At 39.4% G+C, this 17,176-nt stretch carries 13 protein-coding genes and 1 pseudogene; 5 read left to right on the top strand and 9 right to left on the bottom strand.

What is annotated here, in order from left to right:
* Positions 1 to 6: 6 nt before the first annotated feature.
* The 7 genes from ribD to P4S65_RS07900 all read right to left on the bottom strand — a co-directional run bounded on the left by ribD (position 7) and on the right by P4S65_RS07900 (position 8,891).
* The gene (gene ribD, locus P4S65_RS07930) at positions 7 to 1,131 is read right to left on the bottom strand and encodes a bifunctional diaminohydroxyphosphoribosylaminopyrimidine deaminase/5-amino-6-(5-phosphoribosylamino)uracil reductase RibD (RefSeq protein WP_033032242.1); all 1,125 of its coding nucleotides are present in this window, start codon (positions 1,129 to 1,131) and stop codon (positions 7 to 9) included.
* 165 nt (positions 1,132 to 1,296) lie between these two features.
* A complete protein-coding gene (gene nrdR / locus P4S65_RS07925; protein WP_002961761.1) occupies positions 1,297 to 1,746 on the bottom strand; it encodes a transcriptional regulator NrdR in 450 nt (149 codons plus the stop codon).
* A 368-nt stretch (positions 1,747 to 2,114) separates the two neighbouring features.
* Entirely contained in the window at positions 2,115 to 3,371 is a 1,257-nt protein-coding gene (gene glyA / locus P4S65_RS07920) for a serine hydroxymethyltransferase (RefSeq protein WP_007377471.1), read from the bottom strand.
* A gap of 268 nt (positions 3,372 to 3,639) precedes the next feature.
* Positions 3,640 to 4,923: a threonine synthase gene (gene thrC / locus P4S65_RS07915; RefSeq protein WP_096792559.1), complete on the bottom strand. Its 1,284-nt coding sequence runs from the start codon at positions 4,921 to 4,923 to the stop codon at positions 3,640 to 3,642.
* An 11-nt stretch (positions 4,924 to 4,934) separates the two neighbouring features.
* Positions 4,935 to 5,870 carry a homoserine kinase gene (thrB, locus tag P4S65_RS07910; RefSeq protein WP_096792558.1) on the bottom strand — a complete coding sequence of 312 codons (936 nt, stop codon included), beginning with the start codon at positions 5,868 to 5,870 and terminating at the stop codon, positions 4,935 to 4,937.
* A gap of 9 nt (positions 5,871 to 5,879) precedes the next feature.
* Entirely contained in the window at positions 5,880 to 8,297 is a 2,418-nt protein-coding gene (gene thrA, locus P4S65_RS07905) for a bifunctional aspartate kinase/homoserine dehydrogenase I (RefSeq protein WP_337119908.1), read from the bottom strand.
* Between the two features lie 228 nt (positions 8,298 to 8,525).
* Positions 8,526 to 8,891: a response regulator gene (locus tag P4S65_RS07900; RefSeq protein WP_188085272.1), complete on the bottom strand. Its 366-nt coding sequence runs from the start codon at positions 8,889 to 8,891 to the stop codon at positions 8,526 to 8,528.
* Between the two features lie 512 nt (positions 8,892 to 9,403).
* On the opposite strand from P4S65_RS07900, the pseudogene P4S65_RS07895 reads away from it, so the two are divergent.
* Positions 9,404 to 11,169, top strand: a pseudogene (locus tag P4S65_RS07895) (ATP-binding protein).
* Positions 11,170 to 11,253: 84 nt separating this feature from the next.
* Positions 11,254 to 12,177, top strand: a complete 924-nt coding sequence (rdgC, locus tag P4S65_RS07890; RefSeq protein ID WP_007377477.1) for a recombination-associated protein RdgC — start codon at positions 11,254 to 11,256, stop codon at positions 12,175 to 12,177.
* Between the two features lie 286 nt (positions 12,178 to 12,463).
* Here rdgC and P4S65_RS07885 read toward each other — a convergent pair whose 3' ends face one another.
* Together P4S65_RS07885 and pepB are read right to left on the bottom strand one after the other, a co-directional pair.
* Positions 12,464 to 13,030 (bottom strand): phosphoribosyltransferase, encoded by a 567-nt coding sequence (locus P4S65_RS07885; RefSeq protein ID WP_007377478.1) that lies wholly within the window; start codon positions 13,028 to 13,030, stop codon positions 12,464 to 12,466.
* 189 nt (positions 13,031 to 13,219) lie between these two features.
* On the bottom strand, positions 13,220 to 14,515 hold the full coding sequence (gene pepB / locus P4S65_RS07880) for an aminopeptidase PepB (RefSeq protein WP_007377479.1): 1,296 nt from the start codon (positions 14,513 to 14,515) through the stop codon (positions 13,220 to 13,222).
* A 123-nt stretch (positions 14,516 to 14,638) separates the two neighbouring features.
* Between pepB and sfsA the strand changes: the two genes are divergently transcribed.
* The 3 genes from sfsA to gluQRS all read left to right on the top strand — a co-directional run bounded on the left by sfsA (position 14,639) and on the right by gluQRS (position 17,071).
* Positions 14,639 to 15,358 (top strand): DNA/RNA nuclease SfsA, encoded by a 720-nt coding sequence (gene sfsA / locus P4S65_RS07875; RefSeq protein ID WP_007377480.1) that lies wholly within the window; start codon positions 14,639 to 14,641, stop codon positions 15,356 to 15,358.
* A gap of 304 nt (positions 15,359 to 15,662) precedes the next feature.
* Entirely contained in the window at positions 15,663 to 16,106 is a 444-nt protein-coding gene (dksA, locus tag P4S65_RS07870; RefSeq protein WP_007377481.1) for an RNA polymerase-binding protein DksA, read from the top strand.
* Between the two features lie 20 nt (positions 16,107 to 16,126).
* Positions 16,127 to 17,071 (top strand): tRNA glutamyl-Q(34) synthetase GluQRS, encoded by a 945-nt coding sequence (gluQRS, locus tag P4S65_RS07865; RefSeq protein ID WP_337119907.1) that lies wholly within the window; start codon positions 16,127 to 16,129, stop codon positions 17,069 to 17,071.
* The last annotated feature ends 105 nt before the right edge of the window (positions 17,072 to 17,176 follow it).

Genomic DNA, 17,176 nt, shown 5'->3' with positions numbered 1-17,176 from the left:
GTGATTTTAATGAGTTTTTAACGCGGTGATACGTAAGTCGTCACCAATGCGCGCACATTCATTAAATGTTAAATCAACGGTGTTTTGCATACTCGTCAATTCAGGAAAATTAACTAAACTTTTTGCATCATGGCCCATTAGTTTAGGCGCTAAATAAAAAACAAACTCGTCAACTAAATTAAGCTCTGTCATTTTACCAGCAAGTGTTGCGCCAGCTTCAAGCCAAACATTATTAAACTGCAGTTGCCCAAGTTTTTCTAAAACGGCTTGTAAATCAACTTTACCGTTACTTTCACTGACTTCAATATGCTTTACAAAATGCGGCCATTGCAATGATTTATCAACCTTAATGGTAAATATAATTACATCACTTTGGATTTCAAATAAAGCAAGGTCAGGTGTTAAACGGTTTTGAGAGTCAATTATAACACGCACGGGCTGGCGAAGCGGCAAATCAGTAGGCAGTGTGCAAGGCAGCTCACTTAGTCGCACATTAAGTTTAGCATCATCGACTAACACGGTATCGGCACCGGTTAAAATAGCGCAGCTTTTCGCTCGGTATAATTGTACGTCTTGTCGAGCAGCAGGACTTGTGATCCACTTACTTTGCCCATTTTTAAGCGCTGTTTTACCATCAATACTTGCTGCCATTTTACAGGTCACATAAGGTAAGCCTTGTTCCATACGCTTAAAAAAGCCAACGTTAAGTGCCCGCGCTTGTGATTCAAGTAACCCATAAGCAACGTCAATACCGGCGTCGCTCAATATTTTAAGGCCTTTGCCTGCAACTTGTGGGTTTGTATCAACCATAGCGGCAATTACTTTTACTACGCCCGCCTTTTTTAAGCCTTCAGCGCACGGTGGCGTACGCCCATAATGACTACACGGTTCAAGCGTTACATAAGCCGTTGCACCTTGTGCATTTTTTCCAGCGATTGCCAGTGCATTTACTTCAGCATGACCTTGACCTGCTAATTGATGAAAACCCTCACCAATTATTTGATTATTTTTAACTAATACACAGCCAACATTAGGGTTAGGCGTGGTAGTAAACCGGCCTTTTTTGGCAAGTTCTATGGCACGTGCCATATACATTTCGTCATGTTCAGTAAAAGTAGTTTGGCTTTGCATTGTTATACCAATTGCGTTAAATAAGTGTTCTATTATAGCGCTAAGAAAATAGCGTAATAACAAGGCGAAAATTATGACATATAGTTATTCTATATAAATAATTTTTAACGCAGTGAGTGCGCTATTTAATGCGATAGAATGATCATGTTTTTAATAAAATTGGTATTACTCCCCTAAACGGGCAATTTCTTCGCCAAATTCGCGTATGTCTTCAAACGAACGATAAACAGAGGCAAATCTTACGTAAGCTACTTTATCGAGCTTTTTGAGGGCTTCCATAATGCATTCACCCACCAAATGGCTTGAAATTTCTCGCTCGCCTGTAGCACGCAACTGCGATTTTATTATATTCACTACTTCGTCTACTTGCTCTGTGCTCACTGGGCGTTTTTCGAGTGCGCGATTTAAGCCATTTAATAATTTATCTTCGTTAAATGGTTCGCGGCTACCGTCTTGTTTAATAACACGAGGCATAACCAGTTCAGCGCCTTCAAATGTAGTAAAGCGCTCGTGGCAGTCGTTACACTCACGACGCCTGCGAACTTGATGGCCGCCGCCAACAAGGCGTGAGTCAATAACTTTAGTATCTTTTGCGGTACAAAATGGACAATGCATAGCTCGGTACTTCCGTTTTAAAACAAAAAAGACCGCTAAATAGCGGTCTTTTATCTTAGCAAAAAAATAGGGCCTGTTGACCTTTCAGGATTAAATTTGTTCTATCTAGGGGCGATTTAATCGCGGCGCGAGGTTTGTAACCTAGTGGGCTAAGTAAAAACCGAGCAACAAAGAGTAAATCGCCCCTAGGACGAACCCGAGGGCAGTGCATGTTTGCCATTTATGCTGCGTTATCGCCTATTTGTGTGGAGTAACCACACTACATAGACTCTGCCTTGCCTAAAAACCAAACATACTACTGCAAATTAAACCTCGAAAGATAAACAGGCCCCTAGCCTATGTGCTCTAAATTACTGCTGCTTATGCAATTAAGCGTAAACAGGTAATTTTGCACAAATTGCTTTAACTTTTTCTTTAACTTGCACCTGTACAGATTCATCAGTGATGTTATCTAGTACGTCACAAATCCAGCCAGCAAGCTCTTTTGATTCTTCTTCTTTGAAACCACGACGAGTGATTGCAGGAGAACCAATACGCAAACCAGATGTTACAAATGGAGAACGTGGATCGTTTGGCACTGAGTTTTTATTAACTGTGATGTTAGCGTTACCAAGGGCTGCGTCTGCATCTTTACCAGTAATATCTTTATCGATCAAATCGAGTAGGAATAAGTGGTTTTCAGTTTTGTCAGATACGATTTTGTAGCCGCGCTCTTGCATTACAGCAACCATTGCTTTTGCGTTTTTAACAACTTGTGTTTGGTATACTTTAAATTCTGGTTGAAGCGCTTCTTTAAATGCCACTGCTTTTGCTGCAATAACGTGACATAAAGGGCCACCTTGGCCACCAGGGAAAACTGCGCTGTTAAGCTTTTTATAGATTGCTTCGTCGCCACATGCAGAAATAATTAAACCACCACGAGGACCAGCAAGTGTTTTATGCGTAGTTGTAGTTACAACATGTGCATGAGGAACTGGGCTTGGGTAAACCCCTGCCGCAATTAAACCTGCAACGTGAGCCATATCAACAAACAGGTAAGCACCTACTTTGTCAGCAATTTCACGGAATTTAGCCCAATCAACAATACCTGAGTACGCTGAGAAACCACCAATAATCATTTTTGGTTTGTGCTCAAGTGCTAGTGCTTCAACTTGTGCGTAATCAATTTCGCCCGTTGCTTCATCTAGTCCGTATTGTATTGCATTGTAAAGCTTACCAGAGAAGCTTACGTGAGAACCGTGAGTTAAGTGACCACCATGAGCTAAGCTCATACCAAGTACAGTGTCGCCTGCTTCTAATAGCGCTAGAAAAACAGCAGCATTTGCTTGCGAACCGGCATGTGGCTGTACGTTTGCGTAGTCAGAACCAAATAATTCGTTAGCACGGTCAATTGCTAATTGCTCAACAACATCTACATGCTCACAACCGCCATAATAACGTTTGCCTGGGTAACCTTCTGCGTATTTGTTAGTAAGCTGTGAACCCTGTGCTTCTAGTACACGTGGGCTACAGTAGTTTTCAGATGCAATTAGTTCAATGTGCTCTTCTTGGCGAGCAGTTTCTTTAGTGATTGCGTCAAATAACTCTGGATCAAAATCCGAAATATTCATGCTACGTTCTAACATTGGGGTCTCCTAGGGCAACGTGTATGGTGTTTTTTAGAGGCTTTATTGTACGCTTTAAACGACTCTTTGCCTACGCTCTTAAGTTGAGGATATTTAAACAGGGATTGAAACTATTTCACAGACTTTTTAAGATGATATTTTTTAATAAGTACATAACTATTTTAAATGCATTTCATTTTTCACATTTAATTAGCTAATGAAAGCCTCTCTTTTTTGAATTATAATTTATAAAAAAAGCGGCCATAGCCGCTTTAATTGTTATTTTTTATTATCCTAGCTTTGCAAGTATTTCTGTACGTAATGCGTCGTAATCGGCGTTTATATCGCTTGCTAGACATGGTTTTGCTAATGCATCGCTAAGTGGTTTTGGCATATCCAATTCAATATTTAAAATATCCTCCACGCTTTCTTTAAACTTAGCAGGGTGAGCGGTCGCTAAAAAGATACCCGCTGCACCAGGCGCTCGATTTTCAACAAGACCTTGGTACGCAATAGCAGTGTGAGGCTCTGCAACATAACCCGTTTGTTGAATTTTTTTCATCACCGATTGCGTGTCTTGCTCGTTTACGCTAGTTGAATAAAAGTTATCGTAGCTAAACCAGTTATTATCTAACATTGTTTGCACACGTGGCCAGTTGTTTGGCTTACTTACATCCATTGCATTTGAAAGCGACTCAAGTGTTGCGCTTGGCGTCCACGTTTTATCAAGCATAAAGCGCGGCACAGTATCATTTTGGTTGGTTGTTGCACTTAATTTACCTACAGGTAAGCCAATAACCGCACCAATCATTGCAGCACATACATTACCAAAGTTGCCACTTGGCACTGATATATGCGCTGTTGCGCGTTTTTCTTTTGGTAGTTGTGCAATGGCCTCAAAGTAATAACAAACCTGAGCAACTAAACGGCTAATATTAATTGAATTAGCAGAATTAAGCCCAAGTGTTGATTTAACTTCTTCATCTAAAAAGGCATTTTTAACTAACTCTTGGCAATCATCAAAGCTGCCCTCAACTGCATAACAATGAATATTGTTACCTAGCGTAGTAAATAGCTTTTGCTGAGCAAGTGAAATTTTGCCTTTAGGATATAAAATTACAACATCAATATTTGGCTTGTTATAAAAAGCATGTGCAACGGCTGCACCAGTATCGCCCGATGTTGCGGTTAAAATAGTTACTTTTTCATCTTTATTAAATTGCGCCAAACACTCTGCCATAAAGCGACCACCAAAGTCTTTAAACGCAAGCGTAGGACCATGAAACAACTCTAAGCAGTATGTATTCTCTTCAACTTCCACCAGCTTAACTGGAAAATTAAATGCATTTTTAACCATTTGTGCCACAGTGTCGCTTGGTAGCTCATCACCAATTAGGTGAGATAATATTTTGCCACTGCGTGTAACAAAGTCCATATCAAGCAATGCATCAACATCGGACAGTGGGGCAAGGGTTTCAGGAAAAAACACACCTTGATTACGACCCAAACCTGTTTTTACGGCTTCAACGAACGACACTTTTTGTGAGCTATCTTTTAAATTATGTAATTGCATGACTACCTATCCTATAAAACTGTTAATTGACGCGTGCCGTCGTTATCTAATTTACAAATGTGGCAAAAGCCTTGCTCGTTAATGTAATTTGCCTCTAACCACTGCGCGCATTGCTGTGCAGCTTCAAGTGTTTTACATACACTAAACAAGGTGGGTCCTGCGCCCGAAATACTCACTATTTCAGCGCCCAGCGCTGGTAAGCTTGCTTTGGCTTCACTAAAGCCTTTAATAAGCGGTGCGCGGTAAGGTTCTGCTATTTCATCTTTCATTATGCTCAGCGCATCGTCAAAACGATTAGTTAACAGTAAGCTACTAAATGCCGATAAACGCTGTGCAAACTCAACACTTGCATGCATGCTCAACTCTTTTGGTAAAACCGAGCGCGCTTTTGCAGTGTTGAGTGAAAAACCAGGGAACGCAGCAACGTAGTACCAATTTTCATCAACAGGCAGTGCAATCGATTTATCAGGGATTAAACCACCTGTTAATTGCAAACCACCTAAATAACATGGCGTGATGTTGTCGTAATGACGGCCACCGCTCACTACAGCTTCGAAGTCAGCCATAAGCTCAATAAGCTCAACCTGACTTAAGTTAGTTTGTGCAAATTGATCAAGAGCAGCAAAGGTAGCCACGACCGAGCATGCACTAGATCCAAGTCCAGATCCAATTGGTAAATTCTTTTTAAGCTCGAGCTTTACGCTTGGCATAGTAGGCGCAACATGCGCTCTAAAATGCACTAAACACTGGTACGCTAAATTATCCTGCGCATCACTTGGTAACTTATGAGCGTACTCGCCTGTGCAAATAAATTCGTCGCTTGGTGCTGCGCTGACAACGGCTACATCGCCTAATAAACTGCCATCAATTGGCGCAAGGGCTGCGCCAAGGGCATCAAAACCCACTGCAAAATTACCAATAGACGCCGGCGCATATACTTCAATCATAATGTGCTCCTAGCGCGATAGCGTTTTTAAAATATCAGCAAATACACCCGCTGCTGTTACTTCAGAGCCTGCACCATAACCACGAATTACAAACGGACGCGGCTGGTAGTATTGGCTTAAAATAGCAAGTGCATTTTCGCCATCGCGAATTACATTAAGCGCATGTTTTTCATCTACCGCTTCAATACCTACTTTACAGTGACCTTCTTTAATTGTACCTACATAACGAAGTACCTTACCTTCGCTCGCAGCGCTTTGAATGCGGTCATTAAAATCAGCATCTAGGCTTGGTAGTTTTGCCATAAACTCATCAACGCTATCGCCTTGTGCAAAACCAACTGGTAATACCGATTCAACTTCGATATCGCTCAGCTCCAACTTCATGCCGGCTTCGCGTGCAATGATCAGTAACTTACGTGCTACATCGGTACCCGATAAATCATCACGAGGGTCTGGCTCTGTAAAGCCGCTTTCTTTGGCTTTAATGGTTGCCTCAGAAAGTGATAAACCATCTTGAAGTGCGCCAAACATATACGAAAGTGAACCTGATAAAATACCGCTAAACTCTAACAATTCATCACCAGCACCAAATAACGATTGTAAGTTATCGATTACTGGTAAGCCTGCACCAACGTTTGTTTCGTATAAGAATTTCCGATTATTCTTTTGCGTTGCCGCAATTAAATCTTGGTAATACGTGTATGAGCTTGTTGTCGCTTTTTTATTAGCAGCAACTACATGAAAGCCTGCATTTAAAAAGTCTACATACTGCGCAGCAAGTGCATCTGAAGATGTACAATCTACTAATACCGGATTCACTAAGTGGTTTTGCTTAACAAATTGCTCTACTACCTTTAAATCAAATGCTTGCTCAGATGAGGCCAATTTTTGCTGCCAATCACTAAAAGCAATGCCTTCGTTATCAAGGTGTAATTGACGAGAGTTAGCAACACCGTACAAGTTGAGTTTAATATTACGCTTTTCAAGCCAAGCTTGTTGACGTTCAAGCTGATTAATAAGCTCTAGCCCTACTAAGCCACAACCTAGTAAAAACACATCAATTGACGGCACATGCGTGAAAAAGTTTTCATGGCATATTTTTACGGCGTCATTACATAACTCACCATCAATTACCGCAGAAATAGCACTTTCTGTAGAATCCTGTGCAATTGCCACAATATTTACTTGCGCTTGTGCAAGCGATGCAAAAAACTTAGCTGCTAAACCACGGTGTGCGCGCATGTTATCGCCCACTAAAGTAACAATGGCTAAATTGCGCTGCACTTGTACAGGCTCAATAAGCCCTGCTTGTAATTCAAGCTCAAATGCAGTTTGTAGCGCATCGAGTGCAAGTGCTAGGTCTGTTTCGTGCACACAAAAACTAATGCTAAATTCACATGATGATTGCGTGATCAATACAATTGATACATTATCGTGAGCAAGCGCGTTAAATACCTTAGACGCCATCCCTACTTTACCTTTCATGCCAGGGCCTGAAACAGTTAACATTGCAAGGTCTTGTAAGCTCGAAAGCGCTTTTACGGGCTCATCAGATGAATAATCATTACCAATTAATGAGCCTTGTGCGTCTGGGTTATGCGTATTTTTAATTTCACATGGCACGCCTGCTTTAGCACACGGTAAAATTGTTTTAGGGTGAAGTACTTTTGCACCAAAGTAAGAAAGCTCCATCGCTTCTTTATAAGATAAAAAATCTACTTTAGTGGCTTTTTTAATATAACGAGGATCAGCGCTATATACGCCATCAACGTCAGTCCAAATTTGGCAAATCTCAGCTTCTAAACATGCCGCAGCAATAGCTGCTGAGTAATCTGAACCATTACGGCCAAGCGTTGTAAGCTCACCTTTATCATTACTCGCCGTAAAACCAGGCATGATATAAATAGTGGCAGGGTTTTCTTTAAGCACAGCTTGAAAGCGAGCTTTACTTGCCACTAAATCCGCTTCTGCATCAATGTAGCCACCCGTTGAAGCTATACAGCTTGTTGCTTCTAAGTATCTTGCATCTTGCGAGTCCAATAAAGCCTGCATTAAAGAAACACTAACGCGCTCTCCAAAGCTAATTACAAATGCGCGAACTTGATCGGGGCAACATTGTATAAGCGACACGCCATCTAATTTATTTTTAAGTTCCCTTAGGTCTGGCCAGCTTGTAACTACTACGCCACTCTTTTCAACGTCAGCTTTTAAGCCTTCACAACGACTCGCTAATGTTTGCCATTGCTGCGAAAAATCTAAGCCTTGCTCTGCCTCATTTGCTAACGCAACTAATGAATCGGTCATTCCACCTGGAGCAGAAAGCACCAATAACATTTCATCTTTTAGCTGTGCTTTAACTAATTGAGCTACCTGCTGAAGGCAAGTAAAGTCGGCAAGCGACGAGCCTCCAAATTTTAAAACGCGCATTGTTTATGTTCCTCATCCCATAAAACGAAAAAAGGCCTGTGTTCTAAGTGAACACAGGCCTTTAAATTTGTTGCACCGACCTATGCCACTATCCAGTAAGAATGGTGGTTGTAATAATAATGGTCAGTACGCGATTAATTATTTTCATAAGTTAAGACTGCCTTAACAAAGGCTATGCTGTCAACCCCAAATTAAAAGATAAAACAGCCTTTTTGAACATAAAAAAACCTAATGAATGCCAAATTTATGCAAAATATTATTCATGCGGGTTTTATCTATTGGTTTATTTATAAAGTCGATAGCGCCTAATTGAGTAACTCGTAACTTCATTTTGTCTTGAATATCTGCCGATATGACGAGCACAAAACACTCTATTTTATTAGCTTTGATATACTCAAGCACTTGAACTCCATCAACTTCAGGCATAGTTAAATCCAAACATAACAAATCAAAATTATGAGTATTTAATAGCTCAATAGCTTGTGCGCCATTTATTGCTTGCTGAATATCTGCATCAAGACATTGCTGCAAACATCGAATAACTTGCTTACGAGCCACGGTTGAGTCATCACATACTAAAATAGAAAAATTCATAATATTTACTACTGTATTAAGCATAATTAAATTTGTTAAAAAACAGCTATCCATAGCAACTTTATTTTATCTTATCACGGTCTCTTTATAAGCAAACAAAGTAATGGTAATTATTTACTCTTAAATTTTCACCCTACGATAAACTATAGTACTAGGCGTATTGATCTTACATAACTAAACGTGCTCATTTTTGTAGCTAATCAGGTACAAAGTTTGTAACCTAACCGCTTAGTAAAAATGTCGGGCTCTGGTTATGCATTCCTTGCTTAAAATCAAACATGCCGAAGTAAAATAAAGCTAAAGACTCAATGTAATCAGAAAATAAATTTTGATTACATTAACAGAAATCATTATTTAACTAAGGGGGAAAGTTAAATATCTGAGATACACTTCCGACTTTTAACACTTTTTAATAAGTAAAAATTAATTTTTATTTATTTTTACGCCTTTATTGACTAGCTTTTATATAAACCGCAGTTATTTAACTCAACCCAAGGAACCATAAATCACTTATGTTACAACAAAGCCTTTCTAAAAAGTTGCTGACCAGTGTGCTATCGGTCTATTTTTTGCTTACCTTTGTGGTCACTTGCGGACAAGTTATTGCCGAATATGTAAACACTAAGGACTATATAAGAGACGAGCTAACTACTTTACAAAAACCTTTAGCCGAAGCCTAACCCGCGCTATTTGGGAGCTGAATATAAAGCAAACCATAACAACTGCAGAAGGTCTGTTAGCTATTCCTATGATTGAAGGTATTATTGTCCGTGATGATAGTGGTGAAGTAATTTCGCAACTCGGCCGTTCTCTCGATATACATAAACTTTACAGCCAACAGCTAGTACAAGAAGAAGTCATGTTAGAGGACTCTAAGTCTGGTTTGTTTGGTTATACTTTTCCGCTTATTTTTGAGTTTTCAGGCAGAGCAACGCAAGTTGGCGATGTGACGTTATTTTCTAGTCGTGAAGTCGTTTTTAGTCGAATCATGGTTTCAATCTACTTTTTGATTGGTAACGCAATGATTAAAACTACTTTTTTAATCATTCTATTTCTAATGGCATTTAGAAAGTTACTCACAGACCCTTTATCTCAGCTAACAGATCAATTAGAAAACCTCGAACTAGACGAACTTGAAGGGCAACATATCGAAATCGAAACGGAGGAACATAATGAACTTAACGTTATGGAACAATCGTTTAATAAATTAATAGATAAAGTAGTCCAATACCGTCTAGAGCTCGAGCAAGCACAAAAAGAACTCATTATTAGTAATGAGAAGCTAGATCAACATAACATTCAATTAGAACAAGATGTAGCACGTAAAACATCAAATTTAAGCCAAGCAATGATGGATCTACAGCAGCAAAAATATGAATTAGAAAAACAAAAAATTGTACTTACTGAGGAAGTTGATCTTCGTAGAAGTACAGAGCAAGAGCTGCTAACAAAACAAACTGAACTAGAACGCTATGTTGAAGAATTAAGTCTTGCACAAGAGCGCTTACTTGGCACTGAAAAAATGGCTGCATTAGGGGGACTCGTTGCTGGGATAACTCATGATATAAATACCCCTATAGGAATTGGGGTGACTGCAATTTCGTTTTTACAAGAACGCTTAAATCAGCTTGAAGCCGCCTATAAAGAAAAAACGCTTTCGCCGAAAGCCCTTGAAGAGTTCATTAATGACGCAAAGCAAAGTACGAGTTTGCTTACAACTAACCTTGATAGAGCCTCAGAACTAATTGCAAGTTTTAAACAAATAGCCGTAGATCAGGCAAGTGATGCAGTAAGAACGATCAATTTTAAAGACTACGTGAACGAGGTGATCCGTTCACTTCATCCCAAGCTCAAAAAAACATCTCATAAACTTCAGCTAGAATGTCCTGATGACTTAGTTTTAAATTTACCTGCGGGGGCAATAAGCCAAATTTTCACTAACCTAATAATGAACTCGCTAATTCATGGTTTTGAAAATATAAACAACGGCATTATAGATATAAAAATAGCCAGCGACGAAACATTTTTAACTATTGATTATAAAGATAATGGGAGCGGTGTTACAGAGCAACAACTTAAAAAGCTGTTTGACCCTTTTTTCACAACAAAACGAGATCAAGGCGGTAGTGGGCTTGGTACACATATAATGTTCAATTTAGTAAAACAAACTTTAAGTGGTTCAATTGAAGCGATTAGCGAACCAGGTGAGGGTTTGCACTACCATATACAATTCCCTAAAAACATGCCTAAACCCCTGCCTATTTTTAATCAGAATTAAATTGGCAGGAATAAAATCAAGCATTTCGAGATAGTGATTTTATTGTTATGATTGTGCAAATTTTTCAAATGGATCAGTACCCCTATGTGGTTTAGTAACCTTATATGTTATCGCTTTAAACAAGACGTTTCATACACGCAAGAAGATTTCGACAAAGCATTAGAGCAAGATTTATTTCGTCCATGTACAGGCCAGGAGCTTTCTACATTTGGTTGGACAAAAGCATTTGGAAAGCACGGTGAAACACTATCGCATTTTTCTCAAAAAAGTATTTTAGTCTGCGCTAAACGTGAAGAAAAGGTACTACCAGCATCAGTTATTAATGAACTTGTCGCTGAAAAAATTGACTTAATTGAAGCTGAAGAAAACCGTCCAGTTAAGAAAAAAGAAAAAGACGAATTAAAAGAAAACATTCTTCATGCTCTTCTACCTCAAGCATTTAAAAAATCGAGCTTACAATTTGCGTTTATTGACCAAGAAAATGGCTGGGTAGTTGTTAATAGTGGCAGCTTTAATAAAGCCGAAGAGCTACTTGCATTGCTTCGTAAGTCACTTGGTACGTTACCAGTAGTACCTGCATTTGCAAACTACGACTTGGATGTATTTTTAACTGATTGGTTAACTAACTTTAGTACACCAGAAGGCTTTGCTATAGGCTCAGACGCTGAGCTTGAAGAAGCAGATGACAGCGGAGCACAGGTAAAGCTTAAAGGTCATGACTTGTCGTGTGACGAAGTTAAATCACATCTTGAAAGTGGCAAACGCGTAACCAAACTTGCTCTAGATTGGCAAGAACGCGTTAAGTTCATGCTACAAAATGATGGCTCTATTAAGCGCTTAAGTTACTCCGAAACATTAAAAGAAGAAAATGCGGATATCCCAAAAGAAGATATGGCTGTAAAACTAGATGCTGACTTTATTTTGTCATCAGAAGAGATTAAGCAACTTCTTGAAGAACTTACTCTTGGCTTAGGTGATTCTGACGATTTAGCTAAACCTGAACTCTAACTTAGAACTCTTTAATATTCTAAGAGCAAAGGCAAACTTTCGTATTAATAGCTAATTGCCAGAAATAAATACGCCGTTCATTTAAAATGAACGGCGTATTTATTTTATCTTTTTATACCAATCTGCTTATATATGGGGTCTATTTAACGTTAAGTAAATTACGCTAGAACTAGGCAAAAATTTTTGTATCTAGTTGTTCTAAATAAAAAATTTTCACGACGTTATAGTGCAATTTAATTCGTTAAATTGATCAAAGATTTATGCAGGTTGGTATTACTTATGAATCTTACTTTTCTAGCAAAATATCATGTATTTTTGCAAGGTCAGATTTACCTGCAATAATTTCATCTGGTGTTAAACCCGATAGTTCATGCGGAAACACCAACCACTCTTCAGACTCATGAATATAGTAATCTGGCACTGTATCTACTTTTGAGTTTTTTGGTTTGTAATATGGGCATGCGATACGAATATCACGTGGCAAGTTTAAACGCATAAGCTCTGAAAGTTTTTCTTTTAATGCAACAATACTACGACCAGAATCAAATACATCATCAACAATTAATAATGAATCGCCTGCATTCGCGTTTTCAACTATGTAATGTAAACCATGTACTTTAATTTCTTTCGATTGTTTACCAATACCGTAATAAGACGAAGTACGTACTGCAATGTGGTCAGTCTCAATGCCTTTGTAATCGTAATATTCTTGAACAGCAATACCGATCGGTGCACCACCTCGCCAAATACCAATAATAAAATCAGGACGAAAGCCATCTTGGTATACTTGTGCCGCTACGCGGAACGAATCTTCAAGCAGTTGTTGAGCTGTGATGTAGCACTTATCTGACATAATTAGAAACCCCAGTGGTGGTTATAACGCTTGAGCGCAGCTTAGAGTTAAGCATAAATTAAACTCAAACAGGTATTGGCGACGGATTTTACCGCAAATGAAATAAAATTGCTTGCTTCACGTACAAAAAAATAGGCACCAAGTGGTGCCTATTCATTCAAAGTATAAAAAGCATAAATTTAGTAAATACTATGCTTTTTCTAGTAAAGTTCGCGCAACTGTACGCATACCTTGAGTAGTTGCACCCGCTGCCCACTGGCTTGTGCTGCCCATGTTAAACGCAGCGGCTAAATCTATGTGTACCCAACCTTTGCCGTCGTTTGGCACAAAGCGTGATAAGAAGCCAGCCGCATTTGATGCACCGCCGTAACCGCCACCCTTTTGTGCACGGCTATTTGCCGTATCAGCATAAGGAGACGGGCAGTTTTGTTGATGCCATTTTTCAAGAGGCAGTGGCCAAGCAGCTTCCATTTCTTGAGATGCAAAACTTTCAACTTCGCGTGCAAGTTCTTTATCAAGTGCAAATAAAGCATTGTACTCTTGGCCAACAGCAACAAGCGCTGCTCCAGTTAGTGTTGCTGCATCAATGATAAGTGGAGCGCCAGTCTCTCCTGCGGCCATTAAGCCATCAGCAAGTACTAAGCGACCTTCAGCATCAGTGTTTACAATTTCAACTGTCGTGCCATTTTTATAAGTAAGAATGTCACCTAATTTGTATGCATGGCCCGAAATTAAGTTCTCAGCACAACATAAAAACAGTTTAATGCGCTTTTCAATACCACGGTTAATAGCCAATGCTAAACCTGCGGTTACAGTTGCAGCGCCGCCCATGTCGCACTTCATACCAAGCATACCTTCGCTTGATTTAATTGAGTAACCACCTGAGTCAAACGTAATACCTTTACCTACAAGCGCAGCACTTACTGGTGCATTTTCATCGCCTGTTGGGTTGTAATCAAGCTCAAGCAATACTGGTGGGCGTTCACTGCCACGACCAACAGCATGGATACCAATCCATTGTTGCTCTAGTAAGGCATCACCTTTAATAATTTGGTAACTTACATGCTCAGGCGCTAATGATTGAATAAACTCAGCCGCTTTTTCTGCAAGGCTTTCAGGATAAATGTCATCGGCAGTGCCGTTAACCATTTCACGAGCCCAAATTGCTGACGTTTTTAAGTGAGCAAGTTCTTTAATATCTGATTGTGCGTTATCAACAAACTCAACACCGTTTAACGATTTTGGTGTTACAAAACCTTGATAAAAAGCCCACTGACTTTCTGTACACCAGGTATCGCCTGCTAGTTCAACGTTTTTAACGCCTTGGCTTGCAATAGTACGGCCTGCTTTTTGAACATTTTTTAATGTGTCTTGCTCAGATAAATGAACAGTTGCACCGCGCTCGTTAAAAGACAATGACGCATTATCGCCCCAATGACTCGCTGCTGCTTGTTCGCTTAGTTGAACAACAAATTTTTCACTCATGTTAGAATACCCTTGCACTTAAATGTGCCACCGAGTTTACTATAGAGCGCTTAAGTTCCCAACAGCTTGAGATAAATAACATAAACCACACTGCTGTGCAGTATTTACGCTTTGGAATTTATCATGAAGTACACGCCAACTCTGCAACCTGCCACCTTATTAAAGCGCTACAAACGTTTTTTAGCCGACCTACAATTAAGTGATGGCAGCGAATTTACCGCTCATTGTGCTAATACAGGTAAAATGACCGGATGCGCAGAGCCGGGTTTTACTGCTTTTTATTCAACGAGCGATAACGCAAAACGAAAATACCCACATTCATTAGAGCTGACGCAAAATAATTTATCGCAGCTTATTTGTGTAAATACAGCGGTGGCCAATAAAGTAGTAGAAGAAGCAATAAACAATAATGTGATAAGCGAGCTACTCGACTACAGTCAATTGCAAAGCGAAGTAAAGTACGGCAGTGAAAATAGCCGCATAGACTTTTTACTCACAGACGAAAATAAACCTGATTGCTACGTAGAAGTTAAATCAGTCACATTACTAAGCCAAGATGCACCACAAAGTGGGCAAGGCTACTTCCCAGATGCGCAAACACTGCGCGGACAAAAACATATTCGCGAACTAATAGAAATGATCGAACAAGGTCACCGAGCAGTATTACTGTTTGCTGTTTTGCATGAAGGAATAAATACAGTAAGTGCAGCTGCGCATATTGATGAAAAGTACGCCATGCTATTAAGCCAAGCAATTGTGGCGGGGGTTGAAGTATTAGCATACAAAGCAAAGATTTCAGCAAATGAGGTTTTGCTTCATAAAAAAATAGCATTTGTAAAATAATGTATAAATACAAACAATTAAACTAGTCTTACTGTTGAAATGACAAAGACTCGAAAATAGTCCTTGTTAAATTGTACAAATCAGCTTGTTTTTAAAACTTTTGCCCACATAACTAGGCAAGTTTTAAAGAGTGAATACATGAATTAATAAAAGTGTAAATAGACTATTAATACACTTTTTGATCAGTGAACATGGTTGAAGCTAATTCGATTAATTAAAAATAAATTTGCCTAGGGTATAAGATTCTGTTATTTATACCGCCGGCTAATGCTGAGGCATTAAATTAAGGATTTAGGAGAGAGTTATGCCAGACCAAAAGAAACATGGTTTATTGGCTCAAGCCGGTTTAGAACCATACCAAGAAAAACCAGGTGAAGAGTACATGAATGATGCACAACGTGCACATTTTAGAGCGATTTTAGAAGCTTGGCGTAATGATTTACGCAATGAAGTCGACCGTACTAAATCGCACATGCAAGACGAAGCTGCTAACTTTCCTGACCCAGTTGACCGCGCTGCACAAGAAGAAGAGTTCTCTTTAGAACTTCGTACTCGTGACCGCGAACGTAAATTAATCAAAAAAATTGAAAAAACAATTAACCTGATTAAAGAAGATGATTTTGGCTTTTGTGAGTCTTGTGGCATCGAAATTGGCATACGCCGCTTAGAAGCGCGTCCTACTGCCGATTTATGCGTAGACTGTAAAACACTTGCAGAAATCAAAGAAAAACAATCTGGACGCGGCTAATTAACCTCTATTAATTAGTTATGTCTCCTACAGCCGTTACTGCGCCAGTGCGTAAATATCGCGGTCGTTTTGCACCGTCTCCTTCTGGGCCATTACATTTTGGCTCACTTGTGGCGGCTGTGGGTAGTTACCTTGATGCAAAAGCAAACAAAGGTAAATGGTTAGTCCGTATCGAAGATATAGACACTACGCGCGTTGTAAAAAATGCCGACTCCGATATTCTAAATACCTTACACGCTTACGCCCTTTACTGGGACGAACCGGTTGTTTATCAAACACAGCGCTTGCCTTTATATCAAGATATTACCCACTCACTTTTAAAACAAAAGCTTATTTATGGTTGCACCTGTACTCGCAAACAAATAAAAACCATTGGTGGTATTTATCAGGGGCATTGCAAAGTACTTGATCACAGCACTGAATCCGGTGCACTTCGCTTAGTTCAACAACATCCAACGACTCAATTTAGTGACTTAATCCAAGGTGATATAACGGTAAATAGTCCCCTTGCCCATGAAGATTACTTAATTAAACGTAGCGATGGTTTATTTGCTTATCAGCTTGTAGTGGTTGTTGATGATATTGATCAAGGGATTAATCGAATTGTAAGAGGTGCAGATTTAATTGAACCTACTGCTCGGCAAATTAGTTTGTTTAAACAACTCAACAGCCCTGTACCTGAATTTGCTCATTTACCTTTAGCGGTTGCCAAACCTGGCTTTAAACTGTCTAAACAAAATTATGCACCCGCAATTAGTAAAAACAATCCAAAACATGCATTAATCAGTGCATTTGAGTTTTTAGGACTACCTGTAATTGCTGATCTAATCGATTTAAATATTGAACAATTAGTCGCTTGGGGAGTTAAAAACTTTAGCTTAAAACAGGTGCCACACGTTCCCGAAATACAGATTTCTCAGCATCCGACGAGTCAAGCCATCCAATTTACTCAACTAAGTAAATAAAAATCGCTAAAAACGGCTTAATTTCAACACATCAACTTAATTTTTAAACCCTGCTGGTATATGATAGCCGCCTAAATATATGCTATTTACGTTAAACAGCTTGTA

This window comes from Pseudoalteromonas sp. B131b (assembly GCF_037162545.1).
Lineage (GTDB): Bacteria > Pseudomonadota > Gammaproteobacteria > Enterobacterales > Alteromonadaceae > Pseudoalteromonas > Pseudoalteromonas fuliginea.
The sequence above is the reverse complement of the archived record's forward strand: the minus strand, read 5'-3'. Positions and strand labels throughout refer to the sequence as shown.

Excerpts from the sequence above, each read along its gene's own strand:
- gluQRS (WP_337119907.1), top strand. The coding sequence starts at position 16,127 with ATGTCTCCTACAGCCGTTACTGCGCCAGTGCGTAAATATCGCGGTCGT.
- thrB (WP_096792558.1), bottom strand. The coding sequence starts at position 5,870 with ATGATTGAAGTATATGCGCCGGCGTCTATTGGTAATTTTGCAGTGGGT.
- nrdR (WP_002961761.1), bottom strand. The coding sequence starts at position 1,746 with ATGCATTGTCCATTTTGTACCGCAAAAGATACTAAAGTTATTGACTCA.
- P4S65_RS07900 (WP_188085272.1), bottom strand. The coding sequence starts at position 8,891 with ATGAATTTTTCTATTTTAGTATGTGATGACTCAACCGTGGCTCGTAAG.
- dksA (WP_007377481.1), top strand. The coding sequence starts at position 15,663 with ATGCCAGACCAAAAGAAACATGGTTTATTGGCTCAAGCCGGTTTAGAA.
- P4S65_RS07885 (WP_007377478.1), bottom strand. The coding sequence starts at position 13,030 with ATGTCAGATAAGTGCTACATCACAGCTCAACAACTGCTTGAAGATTCG.
- sfsA (WP_007377480.1), top strand. The coding sequence starts at position 14,639 with ATGAAGTACACGCCAACTCTGCAACCTGCCACCTTATTAAAGCGCTAC.
- pepB (WP_007377479.1), bottom strand. The coding sequence starts at position 14,515 with ATGAGTGAAAAATTTGTTGTTCAACTAAGCGAACAAGCAGCAGCGAGT.
- rdgC (WP_007377477.1), top strand. The coding sequence starts at position 11,254 with ATGTGGTTTAGTAACCTTATATGTTATCGCTTTAAACAAGACGTTTCA.
- thrC (WP_096792559.1), bottom strand. The coding sequence starts at position 4,923 with ATGCAATTACATAATTTAAAAGATAGCTCACAAAAAGTGTCGTTCGTT.
- glyA (WP_007377471.1), bottom strand. The coding sequence starts at position 3,371 with ATGTTAGAACGTAGCATGAATATTTCGGATTTTGATCCAGAGTTATTT.
- ribD (WP_033032242.1), bottom strand. The coding sequence starts at position 1,131 with ATGCAAAGCCAAACTACTTTTACTGAACATGACGAAATGTATATGGCA.
- thrA (WP_337119908.1), bottom strand. The coding sequence starts at position 8,297 with ATGCGCGTTTTAAAATTTGGAGGCTCGTCGCTTGCCGACTTTACTTGC.